The organism is Lentzea sp., from assembly GCF_035525475.1.
Lineage (GTDB): Bacteria > Actinomycetota > Actinomycetes > Mycobacteriales > Pseudonocardiaceae > Lentzea.
Genome location: NZ_DATLEC010000194.1, coordinates 55,685 through 75,868 on the forward strand (window position 1 = coordinate 55,685; position 20,184 = coordinate 75,868).

General features: G+C 69.9%; 12 protein-coding genes. 4 read left to right on the forward strand and 8 right to left on the reverse strand.

Translation table 11 applies throughout. The annotated features are described in order from the left end of the window. Positions 1 to 2: 2 nt before the first annotated feature. Positions 3 to 2,003, forward strand: coding sequence for a neutral/alkaline ceramidase (locus VM306_RS30465; protein WP_325521199.1), 2,001 nt, complete (start codon positions 3 to 5; stop codon positions 2,001 to 2,003). Here VM306_RS30465 and VM306_RS30470 read toward each other — a convergent pair. After that, complete coding sequence (locus tag VM306_RS30470) at positions 1,996 to 3,045, reverse strand: saccharopine dehydrogenase NADP-binding domain-containing protein (RefSeq protein WP_325521200.1); 1,050 nt, start codon at positions 3,043 to 3,045, stop codon at positions 1,996 to 1,998. The two genes, VM306_RS30465 and VM306_RS30470, sit on opposite strands and share 8 nt — an antisense overlap. An 87-nt stretch (positions 3,046 to 3,132) precedes the next feature. Between VM306_RS30470 and VM306_RS30475 the strand changes: the two genes are divergently transcribed. Beyond that, positions 3,133 to 3,708, forward strand: coding sequence for a helix-turn-helix domain-containing protein (locus tag VM306_RS30475; protein ID WP_325521201.1), 576 nt, complete (start codon positions 3,133 to 3,135; stop codon positions 3,706 to 3,708). A 63-nt stretch (positions 3,709 to 3,771) separates the two neighbouring features. Then, the gene (locus VM306_RS30480; protein WP_325521202.1) at positions 3,772 to 4,707 is read left to right on the forward strand and encodes an alpha/beta hydrolase; all 936 of its coding nucleotides are present in this window, start codon (positions 3,772 to 3,774) and stop codon (positions 4,705 to 4,707) included. On the opposite strand, the gene VM306_RS30485 is transcribed toward VM306_RS30480, so the two are convergent. The 6 genes from VM306_RS30485 to VM306_RS30510 all read right to left on the reverse strand — a co-directional run bounded on the left by VM306_RS30485 (position 4,704) and on the right by VM306_RS30510 (position 18,111). Then, on the reverse strand, positions 4,704 to 5,114 hold the full coding sequence (locus tag VM306_RS30485) for a hypothetical protein (RefSeq protein WP_325521203.1): 411 nt from the start codon (positions 5,112 to 5,114) through the stop codon (positions 4,704 to 4,706). The genes VM306_RS30480 and VM306_RS30485 overlap by 4 nt on opposite strands. A gap of 6 nt (positions 5,115 to 5,120) precedes the next feature. Continuing rightward, complete coding sequence (locus tag VM306_RS30490) at positions 5,121 to 5,972, reverse strand: universal stress protein (protein ID WP_325521204.1); 852 nt, start codon at positions 5,970 to 5,972, stop codon at positions 5,121 to 5,123. 67 nt (positions 5,973 to 6,039) lie between these two features. Continuing rightward, the gene (locus VM306_RS30495; RefSeq protein WP_325521205.1) at positions 6,040 to 9,366 is read right to left on the reverse strand and encodes a CARDB domain-containing protein; all 3,327 of its coding nucleotides are present in this window, start codon (positions 9,364 to 9,366) and stop codon (positions 6,040 to 6,042) included. 25 nt (positions 9,367 to 9,391) lie between these two features. Beyond that, positions 9,392 to 13,159 (reverse strand): discoidin domain-containing protein, encoded by a 3,768-nt coding sequence (locus VM306_RS30500; RefSeq protein ID WP_325521206.1) that lies wholly within the window; start codon positions 13,157 to 13,159, stop codon positions 9,392 to 9,394. Positions 13,160 to 13,516: 357 nt separating this feature from the next. Next, on the reverse strand, positions 13,517 to 14,785 hold the full coding sequence (locus VM306_RS30505) for an alpha/beta hydrolase family protein (RefSeq protein ID WP_325521207.1): 1,269 nt from the start codon (positions 14,783 to 14,785) through the stop codon (positions 13,517 to 13,519). Between the two features lie 191 nt (positions 14,786 to 14,976). Next, positions 14,977 to 18,111: a S8 family peptidase gene (locus VM306_RS30510; protein WP_325521208.1), complete on the reverse strand. Its 3,135-nt coding sequence runs from the start codon at positions 18,109 to 18,111 to the stop codon at positions 14,977 to 14,979. 105 nt (positions 18,112 to 18,216) lie between these two features. Here VM306_RS30510 and VM306_RS30515 point away from each other — a divergent pair, with 105 nt between their 5' ends. Then, the gene (locus VM306_RS30515; protein ID WP_325521209.1) at positions 18,217 to 18,807 is read left to right on the forward strand and encodes a TetR family transcriptional regulator; all 591 of its coding nucleotides are present in this window, start codon (positions 18,217 to 18,219) and stop codon (positions 18,805 to 18,807) included. Positions 18,808 to 18,830: 23 nt separating this feature from the next. Here VM306_RS30515 and VM306_RS30520 read toward each other — a convergent pair whose 3' ends face one another. Beyond that, on the reverse strand, positions 18,831 to 20,075 hold the full coding sequence (locus tag VM306_RS30520; protein ID WP_325521210.1) for a cytochrome P450: 1,245 nt from the start codon (positions 20,073 to 20,075) through the stop codon (positions 18,831 to 18,833). Between the last annotated feature and the right edge of the window lie 109 nt (positions 20,076 to 20,184).

Consider the following 20,184-nt stretch of genomic DNA (forward strand, 5'->3'; position numbering starts at 1 on the left):
TCATGCGGACCAAAGTCGTGACGGTGGTCGCCGCACTCGTCGGTGCGGCGCTGGTCAGCGGGCCGTTCGCGTGGGCGGAACCCGAGCCGTACCTGGTGGGCAGGGGCATCTCCGACGTCACCGGGCCCGCCGCCGAGAACGGCATGATGGGCTACTCCAAGTTCGACCAGAAGACGACGGGCATCCACCAGCGGCTGCGGTCGCGGGCCTACGTCGTGGTCGACCGGGCCACGAACAAGCGCGTCGCGTACGTCAACGCGGACCTCGCGATGATCTTCCGCGCGGTCCAGGAGGGCGTGCTCACCAAGCTCCAGGCCAAGTACGGCGCCACCTACACCCGCGAGAACCTGCTGCTGTCCGCCACGCACACGCACAGCGGCCCCGGCGGCCAGTCGCACAACCTCGCCTACAACCTCTCGATCCTCGGCATGCAGCCGCAGGCGCTCGCGGCCGTGGTCGACGGCATCACCGAGTCGGTCGTCGAGGCGCACGAGGACGTCGAGCCCGGTTCGATCAGCCTCGGCGTCGGCGAGCTCACGAACGCCTCGGTCAACCGGTCGCGCGTCGCGTTCGACCGCAACCCCGACAAGGGCTTCTTCCCCGGCGGGATCGACCCGCAGATGACCGTGCTGAGGTTCCGGCGGTCCGGCGAGGACGTCGGCGCGATCAGCTGGTTCGCCACGCACAACACGTCGGTCACGAACGCCAACACGCTGATCAGCCCCGACAACAAGGGCTACGCGGCCTACCAGTGGGAGCACGACGACGAGGGCGTGCGCTACCTGGACGACACCGCGGGCTTCGTGGCGGCGTTCCCGAACACCAACGCCGGCGACATGTCGCCGAACCTCAACCTCAAGCCCGGTTCCGGCCCCACCGAGAACGAGTGGGAGAACGCCCGGATCATCGGCGAGCGCCAGAACCGCAAGGCGCAGGAGATCTACCGCGGCCCGCAGTCCGCGGTCGCCGGTGGCGTCGACTACCGCATGCGGTTCGTGGACATGTCGGCCGTGCAGGTCGACGGCCGCTTCACCACCGACGGCAAGGCCGGCACCACCTGCTCGGGCGTCGTCGGCGCGTCGACGATCGCGGGCAGCGTCGAGGACGGCCCGGCGATCCCCGGCTTCTCCGAGGGCATGCAGTCGCCGTGGAAGAAGCTGTTCGAGCCGTTGCAGATGGAGGTCCCGCAGTGGCTGCGGGACTGCCAGTTCCCCAAGGCCTCACTGGTGCCCACGGGCCTGATCGGCGCCACGCCGAACGTCGTGCCGCTGCAGATCGTCCGAATCGGACAGTTGCACCTCGTCGCGGTGCCCGGTGAGGTCACGATCACCGCGGGCCTGCGCATCCGCAGGGCCGTCGCCGCCGAAGCCGGCGTGCCCGTGCGGAACGTGCTGATCCAGGGCTACGCCAACGACTACAGCCAGTACGTCACCACGCCGGAGGAGTACGACTCGCAGCAGTACGAGGGCGGGTCCACGCTGTTCGGCCGCAACACCACGCCCGCGTACCAGCAGGAGTTCGGCAAGCTCGCGGCGTCGATGAGGACCGGTTCCGCGCTGCCCGCCGGTCCGAACCCCGGTAATCCGCCGTTCACGGAGATCAACCTGCAGACCGGCGTCGTGCTCGACGACAAGCCCGCCGACAAGAGGTACGGCGATGTCCTCTCGTCGCCGAAGTCGTCGTACACGCGCGGTGACACCGTCACGGCCGTGTTCGTCACCGGCCACCCGAAGAACAACCTGCACCGCAATCACACCTTCCTGGAGGTGCAGCGGCAGGTGAACGGCCAGTGGGTGCGCGTCGCCGACGACGGTGACTGGTCCACGCGCTACAAGTGGGAACGCGTCGGCATCGCCTTCTCGAACGCCACGATCACCTGGCAGATCCCGGCGGACACGCCCGCGGGCACCTACCGGGTCGTGCACCACGGCGACGAGAAGTCCGGCTGGACCGGCAGGATCACCGGTTTCACCGGCGCCACGGCGGGCTTCGCCGTCAGCTGATCTCACCTCCCGCCGCGATGGCGAGATCGGGGCCGAAGGCGGCCGCGGGCGTGTACGCGCCGGGCTTGCCTTCGCCCCGGGCGAGCCGTACCGCGACCTCCGCGGACACGCCGGCGGTGAAGTCCATGGCATCGCCCGTCTTCAGCCACCCCTCGCGCGTCGTGCCGTCCGGCCAGGTGACGACCGCGTGGCCCCAGGAGTGCGTCCGCGGCCCCGGCGCGGCCTTCGTCGTGACGGCGGCCATCCGGCGGATTGCGAAGCGGCGCACCGGTTCCAGCGCCAGCAGCCGTCCCGCGAACGGGAGGACGGCGCGGAGCACGGGCGACGCCGGCATCAGCGCGGTGGTGGAGGTGACGGCCGGTGCGCCGCCGGAGCGGTGGGCGGCCAGCAGTTCGGCGGAGGGCGCCTCGGAGGTCGTGGCCTGCTCGCCGTCGGGCAGCAGCAGACGCCGAGCACCCGCGCCGATGCGTGAGCTGGTCAGCCTGCCGTCGCGGTAACGGCGGCCGCCGGTGACCAGGACGTCGATGATCGAGGCCGCCAGGGCGGTGCCCAGCGCGCCTTCCTCGATGGCCACCGAGGCGACCGCGTCGACCCGCACGTCCGCAGGTGCCGGCCGACCCTCGCACAGCGTCGCCACGACGGCTTCCGTTGCCATGACACCGAAACCGGCGCCGGTGACGAGCGTGCTGCCTGCCGCCGCGGCCTCGTCGTGCAGCCCGAGGAGCCGAGGCACGGCGGTCAGGTCGGCCGCCTGGTCGAGGTAGTGCCCGCCTCCCCGCACGCAGGCGCGGGCGATGGTGGCCGCGGTCTCGGCGTAGCTGCCGATGGTGTTGATGACGACGGCCGGCCGTTCCTCCTCGATCGCCGCCGCGATGCGATCCGCCGTGTCCGCGACGACGACCCGCAGGCCGGTGTTCGCCGCCCTCTCCCGCAGGCGGGCGCTCTCCCTGCCCACCAGGACCACGGTCTCGCCCCTGTCGAGCAGGCGGGTGGTGACGGCACGGCCGACACGTCCCGTGGCGCCCAGAACCCAGATGCTCATGCGTCTCCCCGAAGTGATGTCTCAGTGTGTCATCACCACCGTAGCACGCGTGACAGCACACTGAGACATCACTTGCTAGGGTGTGCTGTGGCCAGGTGGGATCCCGGAACCGGAGACCGGCTCAGGCGAGCGGCGCTCGACCTGTTCGCCGAGCACGGGTACGACAACGTGACCGTCACCCAGATCGCCGAGCGCGCGGGCATCACGCGCCGCTCGTACTTCCGCTACTTCCCGGACAAGCGCGAGGTGCTGTTCGGCGGTTCGGAGCAGTTGCCTCCCGCTCTGGCCGAGGCGGTGCGCGCCTCGGCCGAGGGCTCCTTGCCGGCCATCGCCCTGGATGCCGTCCGCCAGGTCGGCGCGCTGCTCGTGGACCGCGTCGACCGCACCACCGAACGTCGCGCGGTGATCGCGTCGAGTCCCGAACTGCAGGAACGCGAACGCACCAAGGCTGCCGCGATCATGACCGCCCTCGGCGAGGCGCTGGAGGAACGCGGCGCGTCGGCGGACGAGGCCCGGCTGGTGTCGCGGCTGGTCGCGGTCTGCTTCCAGGAGGCGCTCGAACGCTGGATGGGCACGGGGGAGGACTTCGGTGCCTGTCTCGACGCCGTCGTCGCCTCGGTTCGGTCCACGACGTCCCTATTCCCGGCTCCGATGAGGCCGTGATTACGTTGTGCACGATTTAATCGCACGCTAGCTTTATGGCATCCGACCTCAGAAGGAGCAGCCATGAAGCGCCCAGTCCTCGAGCCCGCCGCCGCCGAGTTCGCTGCCGCCACCGCCACGCCGCCGTTCCTGTTCGACCTCGGCCCCGAAGAGGGCCGCAAGACCGTCGACGAGGTGCAGTCGGGTGACGTCGACAAGCCCGGCATCGACGAGCAGTGGGTCGAGCTCGACGGCTTCAAGGTCCGCATCGTCAAGCCGGCCGGCTCCTCCGGCGACCTCCCGGTCGTCCTCTACATCCACGGCGCGGGCTGGGTGTTCGGCAACGCCCACACCCACGACCGCCTGGTCCGCGAGCTCGCCGTCGGCGCGGGCGCCGCGGTCGTCTTCCCCGAGTACTCGCTCTCACCCGAGGCCCGCTATCCGGTGGCGATCAACCAGAACTACGCCACCGCGCGGTGGATCCTCAGCAACGGCACCGAATACGGCCTCGACGCGTCGCGCCTCGCGGTCGCCGGTGACTCGGTCGGCGGCAACATGGCGGCCGCACTGACCTTGCAGGCCAAGGAACGCGGCGACGTCCCGCTGAAGGCCCAGGTCCTGTTCTACCCGGTGACCGACGCGTCCTTCGACACCGACTCGTACCTGCAGTTCGCCGAGGGCTACTTCCTGCGCCGCGACGGCATGCAGTGGTTCTGGGACCAGTACACGACGAACCCGGTCGAGCGCGCCGAGATCACCGCCTCGCCGCTGCGCGCCACCACCGAGCAGCTCTCGGGCCTGCCGCAGGCGCTCGTGATCACCGCCGAGGCCGACGTGCTGCGCGACGAGGGCGAGGCCTACGCCGACAAGCTGCGCGAGGCCGGCGTGCCCGTCACCGCCGTCCGGTACGCGGGAGCGATCCACGACTTCGTGATGCTGAACGCGTTGCGCGGCACGCACGCCGCCGAGGCCGCGATCAACCAGGCGACCGCGTTCCTGCGCAAGGCTCTCGCGAACTAGCCGCGCTGGGTCCTGGTGACGTGGAACGGCGTGCCCTGCTGGCAGGTCGTCATCGCACCGGGATCAGCCCGCCCGCTCACCTCCACCACGGCGCCGGCCACCGCGATCGCGGGGTCGGCGCCGAGCAGCAGGTACTGCTCACCATCAGTCGTCAGGATCAGGCACCCGGACTCGACACCCGCCGACACCGTGCCCCGCACCGTCGTCACGCCCGGCTCCCCGGCGCGCGACGGCGTCGTGAGCAGCGGAGCGGACGAGGGCGGCACGGGCGCCGGAACGCTGGGCGCGGACGTGTCAGAAGAGGCGGGACCGGCGGTCTGGGTGCGCGTCACCGAGTCCTCGGGTGGTGCCTGACCCGCGCAGGAGGCCAAGGCCAGGCAGAGCAACAACGCCGTCAACCCGCGCATCTCGCGTCACCTCCGATGGACCACCGCGACCGGGCACGGCGCGTGGTGCAGCACAGCGTGGCTCACCGAGCCCAGGATCGCACGTGTCACGGCGCCGCGGCCGTGACTTCCGACCGCGATCAGCGCCGCGCCTTCGCCCGCCCGGAGCAACGCGCGGGCGGGCGCGTCGAAAGCGACCTCCTGCGCCACGTGCACCTCGGGGTGGCGGGCGGCGTGCGGCGCCAGCTGTTCCTCGAGCAGCTTGGCGAGGTCCGCGCGGACGTGGTCGACGTCGGTCTCGGGCAGCTCGGCCCAGCCCGCGTCGTTGAACGCGTGGATCGCCAGCAGCTCCCGGCCGTGGCGGGCGGCGAACTCGAAGGCGAACGCGATGGCGTCGGTAGACGTGTCGGAACCGTCGACGCCGACGACGACCCGGCCTTCCAGCGGACCGGACCGGGTCACGACGACCGGGCGTCCGGCGGTCGACACCAGTTCGACGGACGTGGAGCCGAGGAACATCTCCGCGATGCCGGTGCGGCCGGACGAGCCGAGCACCAGCAGGTCGCCGGGTTCCTCGGCGAGGACGTCGGCCGGGCGGCCCAGCCGGACGTGCGTGGTGACGGTCAGCCCGGGGAAGCTCTGCCGCAGTTCGGCGGCCAGCTCGGCGAGGTGGTCCTGCGCCGCGCGGGACATCGTCTCCTCGGTGACGAACTCCGGCACCGGCGAGGACATCGGGGTGAACACGGGCTCGGGCATCGGCCGGCGCACGGCCTCCACGACCACCAGCTCCGCGCCGCAGCGCGTGGCCTCCTCGGCACCCCACAGGACGGCTCGCCTGGCGAGATCGGACCCGTCGAACCCGACAACGACCGCAGACATGAAAACCACCTCCGGCCGGGGCATACCCGATCGGAGGTGGTCTCAAATGTGATCTACGGCCGTGCCGCTAGTTGATGACGAACTGCGAACCCGGCTCGATGGTGATGTTGCCGTCCCGCGAGTTGGTGATCGTCACGTTCGTCAGCCGCGCCGAACCCCGCGCCTGGGCCATCGCGAGGATGCCGGAGCCGTTGTTCGACCTGTCGATGCGGACGTTGGTGATCTGCACGTCCGGCATGCCGCTGCCGCCGCCCTTGAACTGGATTCCGTCGAACGTGGAGTCCAGGATCTCGGTGTCGCGGATGACCACACCGGGGATCGGCAGGTTCTGCGAGAACAGCGTGATGGCGCCGAACTCCTGCGCCTCACCCCAGAACGCGCCACCCGTGCGGTACAGGGCGTTGTTGGCGAGCAACGTCGTGCCGCCGAACGGCAGCGGGTCGTGGTCGGTCGCCAGCATGATGCCGGGGTAGTTGGCCGTGTCGGAGATGATGTTGTTCTCCGCGCGGTTGTTCGCACCTCCGTAGATGGCGATCCCGTTGGCACGCCACGGCAACGAGATCGTGTTGTTGAGGAACGCGTTGCCGCTGCCCAGGTCGGCGATCGGGTCCTTCACGTACTTCGACGCCCACACCGCCAGCGCGTCGTCGCCCGTGGTGCGGAACGACGAGTTGTAGACGGTGGAGTTGCGCGTGCCGTTGGTGAAGTTGATGCCGTCGGCGTACGTGTCGCGGATGCGCATGCCGCTGAACTGCAGGCCGTCACCGGGGTTCCAGCGGTCGGGCAGGTTCGCGTAGTCGCGGCCGACCCAGACACCGACGTTGGCGTGCTCGATCCACACGTTGGTGATCTTCGTGTTCTTGCCGAACCGGCCGTTGAGGCCGACACCGCCCTCGGCGTTGCCGTCACCGCCGCGGATCCGGCCGGACCCGAAGATCGCGATGTCCGAGATCTGCGTGTTGTCGTCGATGTCGAACCCGAAGTTGCCCTCGTGCGGGTGGTTGATCGTGCCCGCGTCCTGCGGCTGGGTCAGCGAGAACAGCTGCGAGCGCCACATTCCGGCGCCGCGGATGGTGACGTTGCGGATGCCGACCTGGTTGTAGCCGCCGCTGCCGAACTGGGTCAGGATCTTCTTCTCCTGGCGGAAACGGCCCTCCGGGATCCAGACGCACGGGATCTCGCCGTTCTGGTCGGCCGTCACGGCCCGCTGGATCGCGTCCGCGTCGTCCGTCTGGTCGTTCGCCGTGGCGCCGTACTGCGTGATGGAGACGCAGTCCGCGGGCTTCTGCGCGGCCGGGGCGACCTGCTCCAGGTCGATCAGGTCGATGACGTAGAACTGGGCGTTGTCCCCCGCGTCGCGCTGCAGCTTGAACTTCGTGCCCGCCGGGTAGCTGCTCGCCAGCAGCTGGGAGGTCTCGTCGAACAGCCTGCGGGCGTCGCCACCCGGCCGGTTCGTGAGGCACTCCGGGTCGTCGCACGTGCCGTAGAGCCAGCTGTGCCGCGACGACAGGGTCAGCTTCTGCACGAACTGGTCGTTCGCGTACAGGCTGATCGTCGCCTCCTGGCCGCCGCCACCGGCCGCGTCCGGGATCGAGTTGCGCACGACGATCGAGTTCGTGCTGACCGTCGAGGTGACCTCCACGAACTGGCCCTGCGAGTCGAGCCGCACCGACTTGCGTCCCGAGGACTCGGAACCGAAGCTGGTGTGCCCGAACGTGCGCTTCGCGTCGGCCTCCAGCAGCTGGCCCTGGTAACGGCCGGACTCCGCCTCGTAGGTCGTGAACGGAACCGCCGCGCCGCGTCCGACCACAATGGACTGGGTAGCGGTGTTGTTGTTCTCGTTGGTCTCCGCGACCTGACCGGTCGCGTCCGCGGTCGCGGTGGCCGTGGCGCCGCCGTTGGTCGCGGTCCACGTGCCGACGTTGACCGTCACGGTCTGACCGGCGTTGATCGCGCCGGTGTTCGCGTTGAGCGTGGTGCCGCCGACGACCACGCGGGTCACCGAAGCGCCCGCCGCCGACGTGCCGCGGTTGGTGACCGACACCGCGAACGTCACCTGCTGGCCCGCCGCCGGAGATGACGGGTTCGGCGCGACACCGGTGATCTGCAGGTCCGGTCCCGGTGCCTGGCCGACGACCAGGGGAGAGCCGGAGGTGAAGGTGTTGTTGCCCTCGTTGGTCTCCGCGACCTGGTTGGCCGGGTCGACGGTGGCCGCGGCCGCGTAGGACCCGGCACCCCGCCGTCCCGCGTCCACGGTGACGCCGGCGGTGGCACCGGCGGCGAGCGCGCCGACCTGGGCGGTCCCCGCGGCGGTGCCGCCGAGGGTGACGTTCAGCGTCGTCGCGCCGGACGCGACCGTGCCGCCGTTGCGCACGGTCGCGGTGAACCTGATCGCGTCGGCCTCACTCGGGCTGGACGGCGTCCACGTCAGGTTCGTGACGGTCAGGTCGGGAGCCGGTGCGGAGGAGCCGAACACCTGGAACTCGGCGACCTGGCCACCGGGCGCGCCGGTGTTCGAGTAGAAGTGCAGCCGCACGTCCGACGCCCGGCCGGACACCGGGATGGTGACCGTGTTGCCGGTCGCCGGGTCGAACCGGTAGTCCGCCCGCGCCTTCAGGGTCGCGAACGCGGTCGCGCTCGCCTCACGGCCCAGCACCTCGAAGTTCTGCGTGCGCGCGCCCCAGGCGGAGTCCGGGTTGAGCTTCACGACGACCGAGGTGACGTCCGCGTTCGAGCCCAGCTTCGCCGTCAGGTGACCGGGGAGGCCGTTGGACTCCCAGTACGTGGCGGTGTTGCCGTCGACGGCGTTGCCCGGCGCGTAGTCGTGCACGTGCCCGGACTCCTCGACCGGCTTGCCCGCCGCGAGGTTGTCGCCGGGCGGCGGGTCGACGGAACCGGACTCGCCGTGCACCTCGAACTCGCTGAGCTGCGCGGCCTGCCAGCCCGAGTTCGCGGTGACCGTGACCCGCACGTACCGGGCGCTGGTCGCCGCGAAGTCGAGCGTCACCGTGTTGTTCGAGCCGGGGGAGAAGACCCTGCCGCTCGAACCGACGATGTCGCTGAACTGCGAACCGTTGGAACTCCCTTGTACGGCAAGCGTTTGCGTGCGCTGCTCCCAGTTCGAGGGCAGGCGCAGCACGACCTTGCTGACGCTCTTCGCGGCACCCAGGTCGGCCTGGATCCACTGGGGGAACGCGTTGTTCGAGCTCTCCCAATAGCTGGCCTGGTTGCCGTCACTGGCGTTTCCGGCCCCGTACGGGCCGTTGGTGCTCGACGCGGTCATGCTGGCAGAGAGCCTGACGACCGCCGCTCCCGCCGTGGGTGTCAATCCGAACAGTGCGAGAGCGCTGACCACGGCAGCACTCACCGCACGCTTCACGAGCGTGGTTTTCATGGATTCGTCCTTCGCGGCAGGGATATCAGTTGATATTGATCTTGAAGGTGGACGTCGTGTTCCTGATGTCCTGGAAGTTGTTGCTGAACCTCAGGCCGGTGAAGGTGACCTCGCCGACCGCGGGGCCCTGGCCCTGCTCCGGCATCTCGTTGGCCCACAGCCCGAAGCCGGACTTGGCGTCGAACTGGTCACCGCTCTTGCGCGCACCCGAGATGCTCACGTTGGACAGCACCGTGTCCTGGAAGATGTTCTCGGGGCCGCCGTTGTACTTGGTCTGGAACATGATCCCGCTGTACGTCGGGTCGATGATCTCGACGTCGCTCACCCGGATCCCGGTGAACTTCTTGGAAGCCGAGAACATCCAGATCGCGCCGAACGTCTGCGCGCCCCAGAAGTGGCCCCCGGAGCGCACCAGGGTGAGGCCGCTGAACGTCGTCGGCTCCGGCCCGAAGTCCTCCATCGGGTAGCCGAAGTCGAGCGAGCTGATCGTCACGGCGGAGTAGGTGAGCGTGTCCGCGACGTAGATGTTGCGGAACGTGTTGAGCTTGCCGCCGTAGACCGCGAGACCCGCCGCACGCCAGGGTGTCAGCACCGAAAGGTTCTCGAAGACGTTGTTCTGCTGGCCGCTGCCGCCGCTGTCGGTGGCGGCGAACAACGCGAACGCGTCGTCACCGGTGGACCGGGCCTCGATGTTCGCGATCCGGTTGCCCGCCGACCCGTTGGTCAGGTTGATGCCGTCCGCGTACATGTCGCGGATGCGGCTGTCCCTGATCACGTTGTTGTCGACGTTGTTGCCCCAGAACAGGCACACCATGTGCTCGACCCAGATGTTCTCGATGGTCATGTTCTGCACGCCGGCGAAGTCGAACACCTTGCCCGGCCCGTTGATGCGCGCGGTGTAGTTGCCGAACACGGCGAACCCGCTGAACGTCGACCCGCTCGCGGACGACTGCGCGCTGAAGCCGATGTCGGTGTTCTCCTGCGTGAGCGGGGCCTGGAACCGGGTGAACCAGGGACCGGCGCCGACCACCCGGACCGCCTTGCCGTACACGTTGAACTTCTGCTGCGTCTGGTAGGTGCCCGCGGGCAGGTACACGCCGATGAGGGTGCCGGTCGTGTCCATCCGGACGCGGTCGAGCGCGTTCTGCACGTCCTGGTGGGTGAACCCGGCGGGCACGGCATAGCGTGCCGCATCGGGGTTTCCGGCGACCGTCACCTGTTCGAAGTTCACGAAGTCGATCGCGTAGTTCGTGGTGTTGGCCGCGTCCTTCTGCAGCTTGATCCTCGTGCCCGCCGGGAACGTCTGGTTGAGCACGACGTTCGCCTCGTCGTAGATGTGGCGCGGCCCGCCCGCTCCCGGCGAGTTGCCGGGCTCGGCCTCGTTGCCGTACTGCCACATGTACTTCGACGTCAGGTCGATGGCCTTGTGGAACTGGCCGTTGACGTAGACGTTGAGGTTCGAGGTGATGCCGCCGCCACCGGAGCTGTCCGGGATGGAGAACCGGGTGACGAGGGTGTTGGTGGGACCGGACGTCGTGAACTCGACCGACTGGCCGGTGCCGTTCAGCGTGACGGCACGACGGCCGGACGCCTCACCGGCGAGGTCGCCGATCGTCCTGTTCGGACTCAGGACCTGCGCGCCGCCGCCGGCGGTGGCGTCCTCGGCCTCGACGTGCTGCCACGGAACGCTGGCACCGCGGCCGATGAACAGCGACTGCTCGCTGGTGTTGTTGCCCTGCTTGGCAGGGATCTCGTTGCCGTCGTTCGCGATGGTCGTGCGGACGGTGTAGCGGCCGTCGGCTGCCGGCCACGTGCCGAGGTTGACCGCGGCGGTGGTGGCACCGGCGTTGATCGTGCCGGTGTGACTGCCGGTGAGCGTGCGGACGGTCTGGCCGCTGCTGTTCAGGATCGTGACCGTGATGCCGTGGGCGCCGGCCGCGCTCGCCACGGTGCCCTGGTTCCTGATCGCGACGCTGAACGTGGTGCTCTGGCCACCGGCCGGGTTGCTCGGCGACCACGACGGCACGGCCACGAGGTCGGAGCTCGGCACCGGCGTCACGACGAGCCGGTCCGGGTGCACGCGGGCGTTGTTGGTCTCGTTCTGCTCCGCCACCTTCTTGGTCTCGTCGACCTTCGCCGTGTACTCGTACGACCCTTCCGGACGAGCGGTGATCGTCGTGCCGACGTTCGCCTGGGCACCGGCCGCGAGCGCGCCGACCTGGGCGGTGCCGACGGCGGTGGTGCCGAGGAAGAACGTCACGTCGGTCGCCGTGCTGGCCGCGGAACCCGCGTTGCGGACCGTGGCGTTCAACGTGATCTGGTCGGTCTCGACCGGGCTCGCGGGCGAGAACGACGTGCCGGTGACGGTGAGGTCGGGGTTCGGGGCAGGGGTGCCGAACACCTGGATCTCCGCCACCTGCGCGCCGGGCGCACCGGTGTTGGACGTGAACCGCAGCTGGACGTCGGCGACGCGACCGCCCGCGTTGATCGTGACGCTGTTGCCGCTCGCCGGGTCGAAGCGGTAGTCGCGGCCCGCGACGAGGCTCGTGAAGCCGGTGGCGTTCTGCTCACGGCCGAGGACCTCGACGTTCTGCGTGCGGGCACCCCACGCCGAGTCGGGGTTGAGCTTGACCGCGACGGAGCTGACGTCGGCGTTCGATCCCAGCTGGACGGTCAGCGTGCCGGGCAGCCCGTTGGACTCCCAGTAGGTCGTCAGGTTGCCGTCGTTGGCGTTCGCGGCGACGAAGTCGTGCACGTTGTGGTTCGCCGTGACGGGCTTGCCCTGCGCGAGATTCGTGCCGGTGGCGCCCTCCCGGGTCACGGAGTTGCTGGCGGGGGACTGGTTGCCCGCCGCGTCCTTCGCGATCACGTGGTAGGTCACCCGCAGGCCGTCGGGCTGGCTGTCGGTGTAGGTGGTGCCGGTGACGGTCGTGCGGAGGCTGCCGTTGGCGTAGACGTCGTAGGCGGTGACACCGACGTTGTCGTTGCTGGAGCTCCAGGTCAGCCGGATCTGCCCGGACTGGGGCTGCGTGAACGCGAGGTTCGCCGGCGCGGACGGGGCCTGCGTGTCACCGCCCGTCGGGCCCTGGACCTCGAACTCGCTGATCTGACCGGCGGGCCAGCCGGTGTTCCCGGTGATCCGCAGCCGGACGTACCGCGTGGTGGCCGCGGTGAAGTCGATGGTGACGGTGTTGTTCGCGGTCGGGGTGAACTCGTATCCCTTGCTTGCCACCAGATCCGTGAAGTTGCTGCCGTCCGTGCTGCCCTGGACGGCGAGCGTCTGGGTGCGCGCGCCCCAGCCACCGGTCGGGATCTTCAGCACCACCCGGTCGGCCTTCAGCGCGGCGCCGAGGTCGGCCTGGATCCACTGCGGGAACGCGTTGTTCGCGCTCTCCCAGTACGTGGCCTGGTTGCCGTCACCGGCGTTGCCCGGCCCGTAGTTCTGGTTGGTGCTGCTGGCGCTGTAGGTGGCTTGGAGCTGAGCGCTGACCGCGGCCTCGTGGACCTCCAGCTTGGCCGTGGTCCTGGTGGCGCGGACGTGCTTGGCCAGCGTCGGGTCGACCCGGAACGTCACCTTGCCGTCCGTGAAGGTGTGCGGCCGTTCCGCGATGAGCGTCGACCAGCCTCTGCCGTCGAGGCTGGTCTGCACGGCGAAGGTCTCCGTGCTGTTCCGGGGAGCGGACAACGTGACCTGGTCGATGCGGGTCTGCCTCTGCAGGTCGAGGCTGACGGGAGCGGCCTGGGCGGCGGGGGAGATCGTCAGGGTCGCCGCGGCCGTGATCAAAGCTGTCACAGGGGCTAGCAGGGAGCGAGCGCGTGTCGTCGGTGACATGGCGTGCTTGGCCCTTCTCGGTGGGGACGCGAGGGGGTGTGGCGCGCCTCACCGTAGAAGTGACCAGCAGATTACCGCAATATCTCGACGTGATTGCGCAAATTTGCGACATCCACCTTTGACCAGGAAAGACGTGCGCCCGTTCCCGTGTCCGACCGGCTCCGCTGCGTGCACAAGGCCGACCACCAGCGGCTGCTCGCTGGCCACCCCGTCCGGTTCGAGCCCGAACGTCCGGCGGAAATTGATGTGATCTCCCCACAGCCGCTTGCGGCGGCTTGCGGAGCCGTTGCGGCAGCTTCCGCAAGGGTTGCGCAAGTCTCACAGCGTCGCGAACAACGTTCTGGCTCGGTTCAGCAGATCCAGCCTGTGCTCACGCTTCCGGAACGAGTGCCCCTCGCCCGGATAGACGACCAACTCGGAGTGCCCCACCGCCCGGTGCAGGAGTTCGGCTTGCTCCACCGGCACGTTGGTGTCGTCGGCCCCGTGCACGATCAGCATCGGCGTGCGGATCCGCCCGGCGTAGGTGACCGGGCTGTGCGCGGGACTGTTACCGAGGGCCGCCTCGAACGCGCCCCACTCGCCGTGCGCGACCTGCCTCGGCCAGTCGGAGATGCCGGCCCCCACGAACGCGGCCTTGAACCTGTCCGTCCGCGTCGTCGCCCAGGCGGCCATGAACCCGCCGTGGCTCCACCCGGAGATGCCGAGCCTGTTCGCGTCGGCCACGCCCTGCCCGACCAGCAGGTCGATGCCGGTCTCGATGTCGTGCCACTCCTCCTGCCCGACCTTCCCGGCCACCGCGGCGGCGAACTCGTGGCCCCTGCCCAGACCTCCGCGCGGGTTGGGCAGGAAGGTCGCGATGCCCTGATGCGCCAGCCACTGCGCCGACGGCACCCAGTGCAGCTGCAGGTCGTCGGCCCAGCGGTCGTAGGGGCCGCCGTGCACCAGCGTGACGAGCGGGAACGGCCCGTCCTGCCTACTTCTGCCCAGCGGCAACACCAGGAGGCCGTCGAGCTCGAGCCCGTCCCGCGCCCGGTAGCGGAGGCGTTCCTGCGTACCCCAGCCGACGTCCGGCGGTGTGTTCTGGCGTCGGTGCGAGCCCCTGACGCGCCCGAGCAGACCTCCGCCGAGCCGGTGGAACTCGGTGTCCAGACCGGTGGCGACGACCATGACCGGTGCGTCGCCGTCGTCCTGGACGAGGCTGATCGGGCACGCGGGCATGCCCTCGGTGAGGTTGCGGTGGCGCTGGTCGAAGACGGCGTTGCCGCCCTGCAGGTGCGGCGGTGTCAGGGCGAGGTAGACGATCTCGTCGCCCCACCACACCGGGTTGCCGGCGTCGGCCGGTGCCGGGCCGAGGTCGGTGACCGCGCCGTCGGGGTGGACGACGTGCAGGGCCGGGTGGAGCAGGCCCGGGTCGATCTTCTCGTCGGACCAGGTGATCACCGCGAGCCGGCCGTCGGGGTGTCTTGCCGTCTCGGCCACGTGGCGGCCTGGGATGTGCGCGTCGGGCGTTGGAGTCTTGGTGGGTGGCGTCTTGGTGGGTGGTGGTGGGCAGTGGTCGACGGCCATCTCGTCTGTCAGTTCTCGCACCGGCGCCCTCCTCGTCGCTTCCGTGTGCCACCCGTGTCGCCGCCGCCCCCTTCCGCTTGCGGGAAGGCGATCATGTTTTCCGGACGTCCAACAGACGCGGCCAGGCGCGGATCAGGACAGTATTCACCTGTCCGGGTGACGGAAGGGTGGCCCGCGCGCCCCCTGGGGAGTGCGCGGGCCACCCCGCCGAGCTAGTGGAGCAGGTACGCGTCGATGATCGTCTGCTCCACCGTCTGGCCGCTGCCGGAGGCCCTGGCGCGCAGGGAGACGGACTTGGCGTCCCTCGGGTGGGCGAGCAGCACGCGGTTGCTCGTGATGGGCATGGGGCGCCACGTCGTGCCGCCGTCGTAGGAGACCTCGACGGACGTGACCTTCACCGAGCCCCAGCCGGAGCCGAGGCCCGAGCCCGCGCCGGTCTGCGACTGGGTCGAGATCGGCACGCCGAGCATCTGGCCGGCGCGGGCGAAGCCGTCGTCGTCCAGCTGCGGGGTGAAGCGGATGACCGACAGCGGCAGCGCGGTCTGCTCGGCCGTGGTGTCGCCGCGGAACGTCCAGACGCCGGACACCTTGCGGCTCAACGGGTTGTCCCGCGTCGCCGTCGCCTCCAGGCGGTAGTTCGCTGCGCCCGGTTCGACGTCGGCCAGCGCCCAGCCCGGCTCGGGTGACTCGACGACCTTCTTGCCGTCGCGGTACAGCGTGGTCCTCGCCTCGGTCACCGGGCCGTAGCCCGCGTTGCCCGCGTTGTCGCCGTACAGGGGCACGGTGACGCGGACGAAGTCACCCGTGCGGAACGAGTGCGGGATGTCGCGCGACTCGGGCAGTGCCGGGCCGAACACCGCGCGGTGGAACGGTTCCACGTAGGAGCAGCCCGGCTTGTAGTGCTTCAGCGGGCCTTCGAGGGCGCCGATGTTGCCCGTCGAGTCGAAGACGTTGAACCGGCGCGACCAGTCGCCGCCCTCGCCGCCGTAGTACTCGGTGCGCGGGCCCGGCTGGAGGTTGTCCAGCGAGCCCCAGCCCCAGGCCGCCCTGCCCTGCGGGGAGGAGGTGTGGCCGATGGAGGCGGTCTGGCCCTCCTCGAGTGCCGGCATGTCGACCTTGACGGAGGCGAGGTCCTTCTTCGCGATCGTCTTCGTCAGGCCGCTCGGTGCGGAACCCCTGCGGTACCAGGCGAGGCCGTAGAAGTCGGGGCCCGCGTTCCAGAACGTCGCCGTCTTGCCGGTGACCTCGTCCGAGTCCGGGCCGATGCTCGCGACGCCGAGGTGGTCGACCACGCCGCCGACGGAGAAGTTGCTGATCGTGTAGCTGGTGCCGTCGACGGTTCGTTCGAAACCGGTCTGCAGCAACGAGAGCTGCGCGGTGACCGGGAGCGTCACCTTGATCGGCTTGGCCTGCCGGGCGTCCAGGTCGATCGTCGTGGCGCCGGTGACGGTGAGGTTCGGGTAGTTGATGACGTCGTGGGTGTACGCGCTCCCGGACGACAGCACGCTGCCGGACAGGATGTAGCGGCCCTTCGCGAGACGCGCCACGCCCGTCGCGCTGTCGGGCCAGACGCGGGCGCCGGTGTCGACGTTCACGAGGAACGCGAACGTCGAGCTCGCCTTCGCGCCGGACCTGTCGATCCCGGCGATCGTCACGTCGTAGCTCTCCGGCTCCAGATCGACGACCACCGCGGTGCGCAGGCCGTTCGCGACGATCGCGCCGCCCACGACACCGCCGCCGGGCTGCTTGGCCACGTCCGCGGTGACCGTGGCGGTCGCCGAGCCGTGCGCGGGCACGGTGAGCCTCGTGGGCGAGACGCTGAAGACGCTGCCGTTCGTCTCGGCCGCGAGGTCGAGCGTGACCGGTTCGGAGCCCGCGTTGGAGTAGGTGATCTCCTTCGACAGCACGGGTTCGCCGGTGTGCGGCCACCGGTGGGCGCCGAAGCTGAGGTTCGTCGGGTCCGAGGTGATGTTCTGCTTGATCACCTTGGCGACGTCCACGCGCCCCGAGCCCTGCTCGAACGGCGTCAGCTCCGCGTTGGGCGTGGTGCTGCCGGCGAGACGTGCCTTGAGCTGCGCGCCGGTGAGCCCGGGGTGCTGCTGGCGCAGGAGCGCCGCCGCGCCCGCGACGTGCGGGGTGGCCATCGAGGTGCCGTCGAGCGAGGTGTAGCCGTCGACGACCGGCGGCCCGATCCTGCCGTCGGAGTGCAGGGCGGCGACGATGCCGACGCCCGGGGCGGTGAGGTCCGGCTTGAGCGTGCCCGCCTGGGTCGGGCCGCGGCTCGAGAACTCGGCGATCCGCTCCTCGTGGTCGACGGCGCCGACGGTCAGGGCGGCGTCGGCGGTGCCGGGGGAGCCGATGGTCCTGCTACCGGGACCGGAGTTGCCGGCCGCGACCACGAACAACGTGCCCTTCTCGGCACTGATGCGGTTGACGGCCTCCTCGAGCGGCTCGATCTCGGGCGTGTCGTAGCCGCCGAGGCTCATGTTGATGATCTGGGCACCCTGCTCGGCAGCCCACTCCATGCCGGCGATGATGCCGCTGTCCTGGCCGGAACCGTTGTCGCCCAGCACCTTCACGTCGAGGATGTTCGCGTCCGGCGCCACCCCGCGGTACTTGCCACCGCTCTTGGCGCCGGTGCCCGCGATGGTCGACGCGACGTGCGTGCCGTGGCCGTAGTGGTCGGCCGTGTCCGGTGACGTCGTGAAGTTGCGCTCGCCGATCTCGCGGTCGGCGAGGTCCGGGTGGGTGTTGTCGACACCGGTGTCGAGGACGGCGACCGTGGTGCCCTTGCCCGTGAAGCCCGCGGCGTGGGCGGCGGGGGCGTTGATCTGCGGGACGCTGCGGTCGAGGCTCGCCCGGCGCCGGGCGTCGAGCCAGATCTTCCTGATGCCGGACTCGACTTGTAGGAATGTTGACATGCTGCTTGTTGACATTCCGACAATCGGCGACTTGACCGCGTCGAACGCCACGCCGTTGATGCTCGGCAGCTGGAGGCCGGTGTTCAGGGCGCGGGCGGTGCCCTCGGGGTAGGTGACGATCACCGGCAGGGCGCCGTCGTACGTGGCGAGCTCGGTGACGTCGAAGAGTCGTTCGTCGAGGCGGCCCGCCGCGATCAGCGGAAGCGCGTCGTTCGGCACCACGTACTCGTGGCCCCGTGCGGTGTAGGTCGTGAACAGCACGTGCTCGCGGCCGGGCGCCGGTCTGACCGACCGTTGCCCGATGAGCACCTGGTCCCCCGTGACCAGCGTGACCGCGGGGGCCTGCGCCGATCTCGGGGGAGAGGCTTGGGCCTGGCCGGTGGTGAGCAGGGCACCGGCCAGCACAACGACTCCGAGTAGGCGCACCCGGTCCTCCGTAGGTCTGTGAGAGCGTTCTCACGGACCGTAGTGAGGTGCTCACCCGGGTGACAAGGTCTACACCAATTTTCGGTACGTTCTACCCTTTCCGCCATGACGGGCCTGCGTGAACGCAAGAAGGCGGCGACCAGGGAAGCACTGGGTGACGCCGCCTGGAGTCTGTGCGTCGAGCACGGCCTGGACGGAGTGACGGTCGAGCAGATCGCACGGGCGGCCGGGGTGTCGCTGCGGACGTTCTTCAACTACTTCCCGTCCAAAGAGGAAGCAGTCGTCGCCGGCGACACGGTCACGGCGCTGGCGTTCGTGCAGGAGTTCGCCGCACGGCCCCTCGACGAACCGGTGCTGGTCGCGTTGAAGAAGGCCCTGCAGACGATCTACCCGCGGTACGTCGACCTCGACCGGCTCCGGCAGCTCCGCGAACTGCGCGAGCACCCGGCGCTGCTGCCGCACGTCCTCGCCGCCTACTCCGCCCGTGAGCAGGCGCTGACGGCGGCGATCGCGGAACGGTGCGGCGTCGACCCCCTGGAAGACCCCTACCCGGCCGTGGCGGCGTCGACGTTCCTCGCGTCGATGCGCGCCGTCGTGCAGTGGTGGCTGAACACGCCCCAGGCCTCGGACAGGTACACGGCCACCGAGCTGGTCGGTCGCATGATCGACCAGCTCGGCGAGGGCTTCACCAGGTGACGGTGCTCACCACATGACGGTGTTCACCACGTGACGGGCAGCTTGTGCACGCCGTAGATCGACATGTCGGTCCGCAGCGGCACCTCCTCCGCGGGCACGGCGAGCCGCAACGTCGGCAGCCTGCGCAGCAGCTCCGTGAAGCCGACCGTCATCTCCACGCGCGCCAGCTGCTGGCCGAGGCACTGGTGGATGCCGTGCCCGAACGCCACGTGGTGACCGCGCGGCCGGTCGACCAGCAGCTCGTGCGGGTCCTCGTACTGGCCCTGGTCGCGGTTCACGGCCGGAACCGACACCACGACCGTCTCACCGGCGCGGATGGTGGCGCCGCCGATCACGACGTCCTCCTTCGCGTGCCGTGCCACACCCATGCTGATGATCGACAGGTAGCGCAGCAGCTCCTCGACGGCGTTCTCGGTCAGCTCCGGGTCGTCCCGCAGCTTCGCGAGCTGGTCGGGGTGCTCCAGCAACGCGAACGTGCCGAGCGCCAGCATGTTCGCCGTCGTCTCGTGACCCGCGATGAGCAGCAGGTTGGCGATGCCCGCGAGCTCGTTCTCGGTGAGGTCGGTGTCGCGCACGAGCCCGGACAGCAGGTCGTCGCCGGGGTTGCGCTTCTTCTCGCGGACCAGTGACTGCATGAACCGCCGCAGCTCACCGGAGTTCTTGATCTGCTCGTCGACCGTCGTGGTGAGACTGAGCAACGTGGCCGTGCGGCGCTGGAACTCGTCGCGGTCGCCGTAGTCGACACCCAGCAGCTCGCAGATCACGAGCGACGGCACCGGCAGCGCGAAGTCGTGCACGAGGTCGGCCGGTGGCCCCTTCTCGATCATCGCGTCGAGGTGGGTGGTGACGATCTCGTGGATGCGCGGCGTCAGGTCCCGCATGCGCCGCACGGTGAACTGCCCGGTCAGCAGCCGCCGGAAGCGGGTGTGCTCGGGGGCGTCCATGAAGATGAACGACCCGGCCTGCCGCTCCGGCGGGAACATCTCGGCGTGCAGCTCGGGCGAGATCAGCGCCTTGGCCCGCGGGCTGTTGATCCTGTCCGCGCTCATCTTCGGCTCGGCGAGCACCGCGCGGGCCTCGTCGTGCCCGGTGACGAGCCAGACCGTGTCGCCGTTGTGCTCGATCTTGTGGATCCGCCCGCGCCCGCTCAGCTCGGTCAGCGCGGTGGCCGGGTCGAACGGGCACCGCCCCTCGCGCTTGCTGAGTTCGGCGGGCAGCTGCGGGCGGATGAGCTCCTGCGCGTTGCGCTGCCGCTCGGCCGTGGTCATGGCCTCTCCCTGTCTGACCCGGCGTGACCGGGCCATAGCTCGGCGTCACACCCCACGCTACCGAAACTTGCGCATCGTGCAAGATTTTTAGGATGTCTTTAGGTGGCGG

Bases quoted from the DNA above. Each gene is read 5' to 3' on its own strand.
- VM306_RS30480 (WP_325521202.1), top strand. From the start codon at position 3,772: ATGAAGCGCCCAGTCCTCGAGCCCGCCGCCGCCGAGTTCGCTGCCGCC.
- VM306_RS30495 (WP_325521205.1), bottom strand. From the start codon at position 9,366: ATGAAAACCACGCTCGTGAAGCGTGCGGTGAGTGCTGCCGTGGTCAGC.
- VM306_RS30520 (WP_325521210.1), bottom strand. From the start codon at position 20,075: ATGACCACGGCCGAGCGGCAGCGCAACGCGCAGGAGCTCATCCGCCCG.
- VM306_RS30515 (WP_325521209.1), top strand. From the start codon at position 18,217: ATGACGGGCCTGCGTGAACGCAAGAAGGCGGCGACCAGGGAAGCACTG.
- VM306_RS30470 (WP_325521200.1), bottom strand. From the start codon at position 3,045: ATGAGCATCTGGGTTCTGGGCGCCACGGGACGTGTCGGCCGTGCCGTC.
- VM306_RS30490 (WP_325521204.1), bottom strand. From the start codon at position 5,972: ATGTCTGCGGTCGTTGTCGGGTTCGACGGGTCCGATCTCGCCAGGCGA.
- VM306_RS30465 (WP_325521199.1), top strand. From the start codon at position 3: ATGCGGACCAAAGTCGTGACGGTGGTCGCCGCACTCGTCGGTGCGGCG.
- VM306_RS30485 (WP_325521203.1), bottom strand. From the start codon at position 5,114: ATGCGCGGGTTGACGGCGTTGTTGCTCTGCCTGGCCTTGGCCTCCTGC.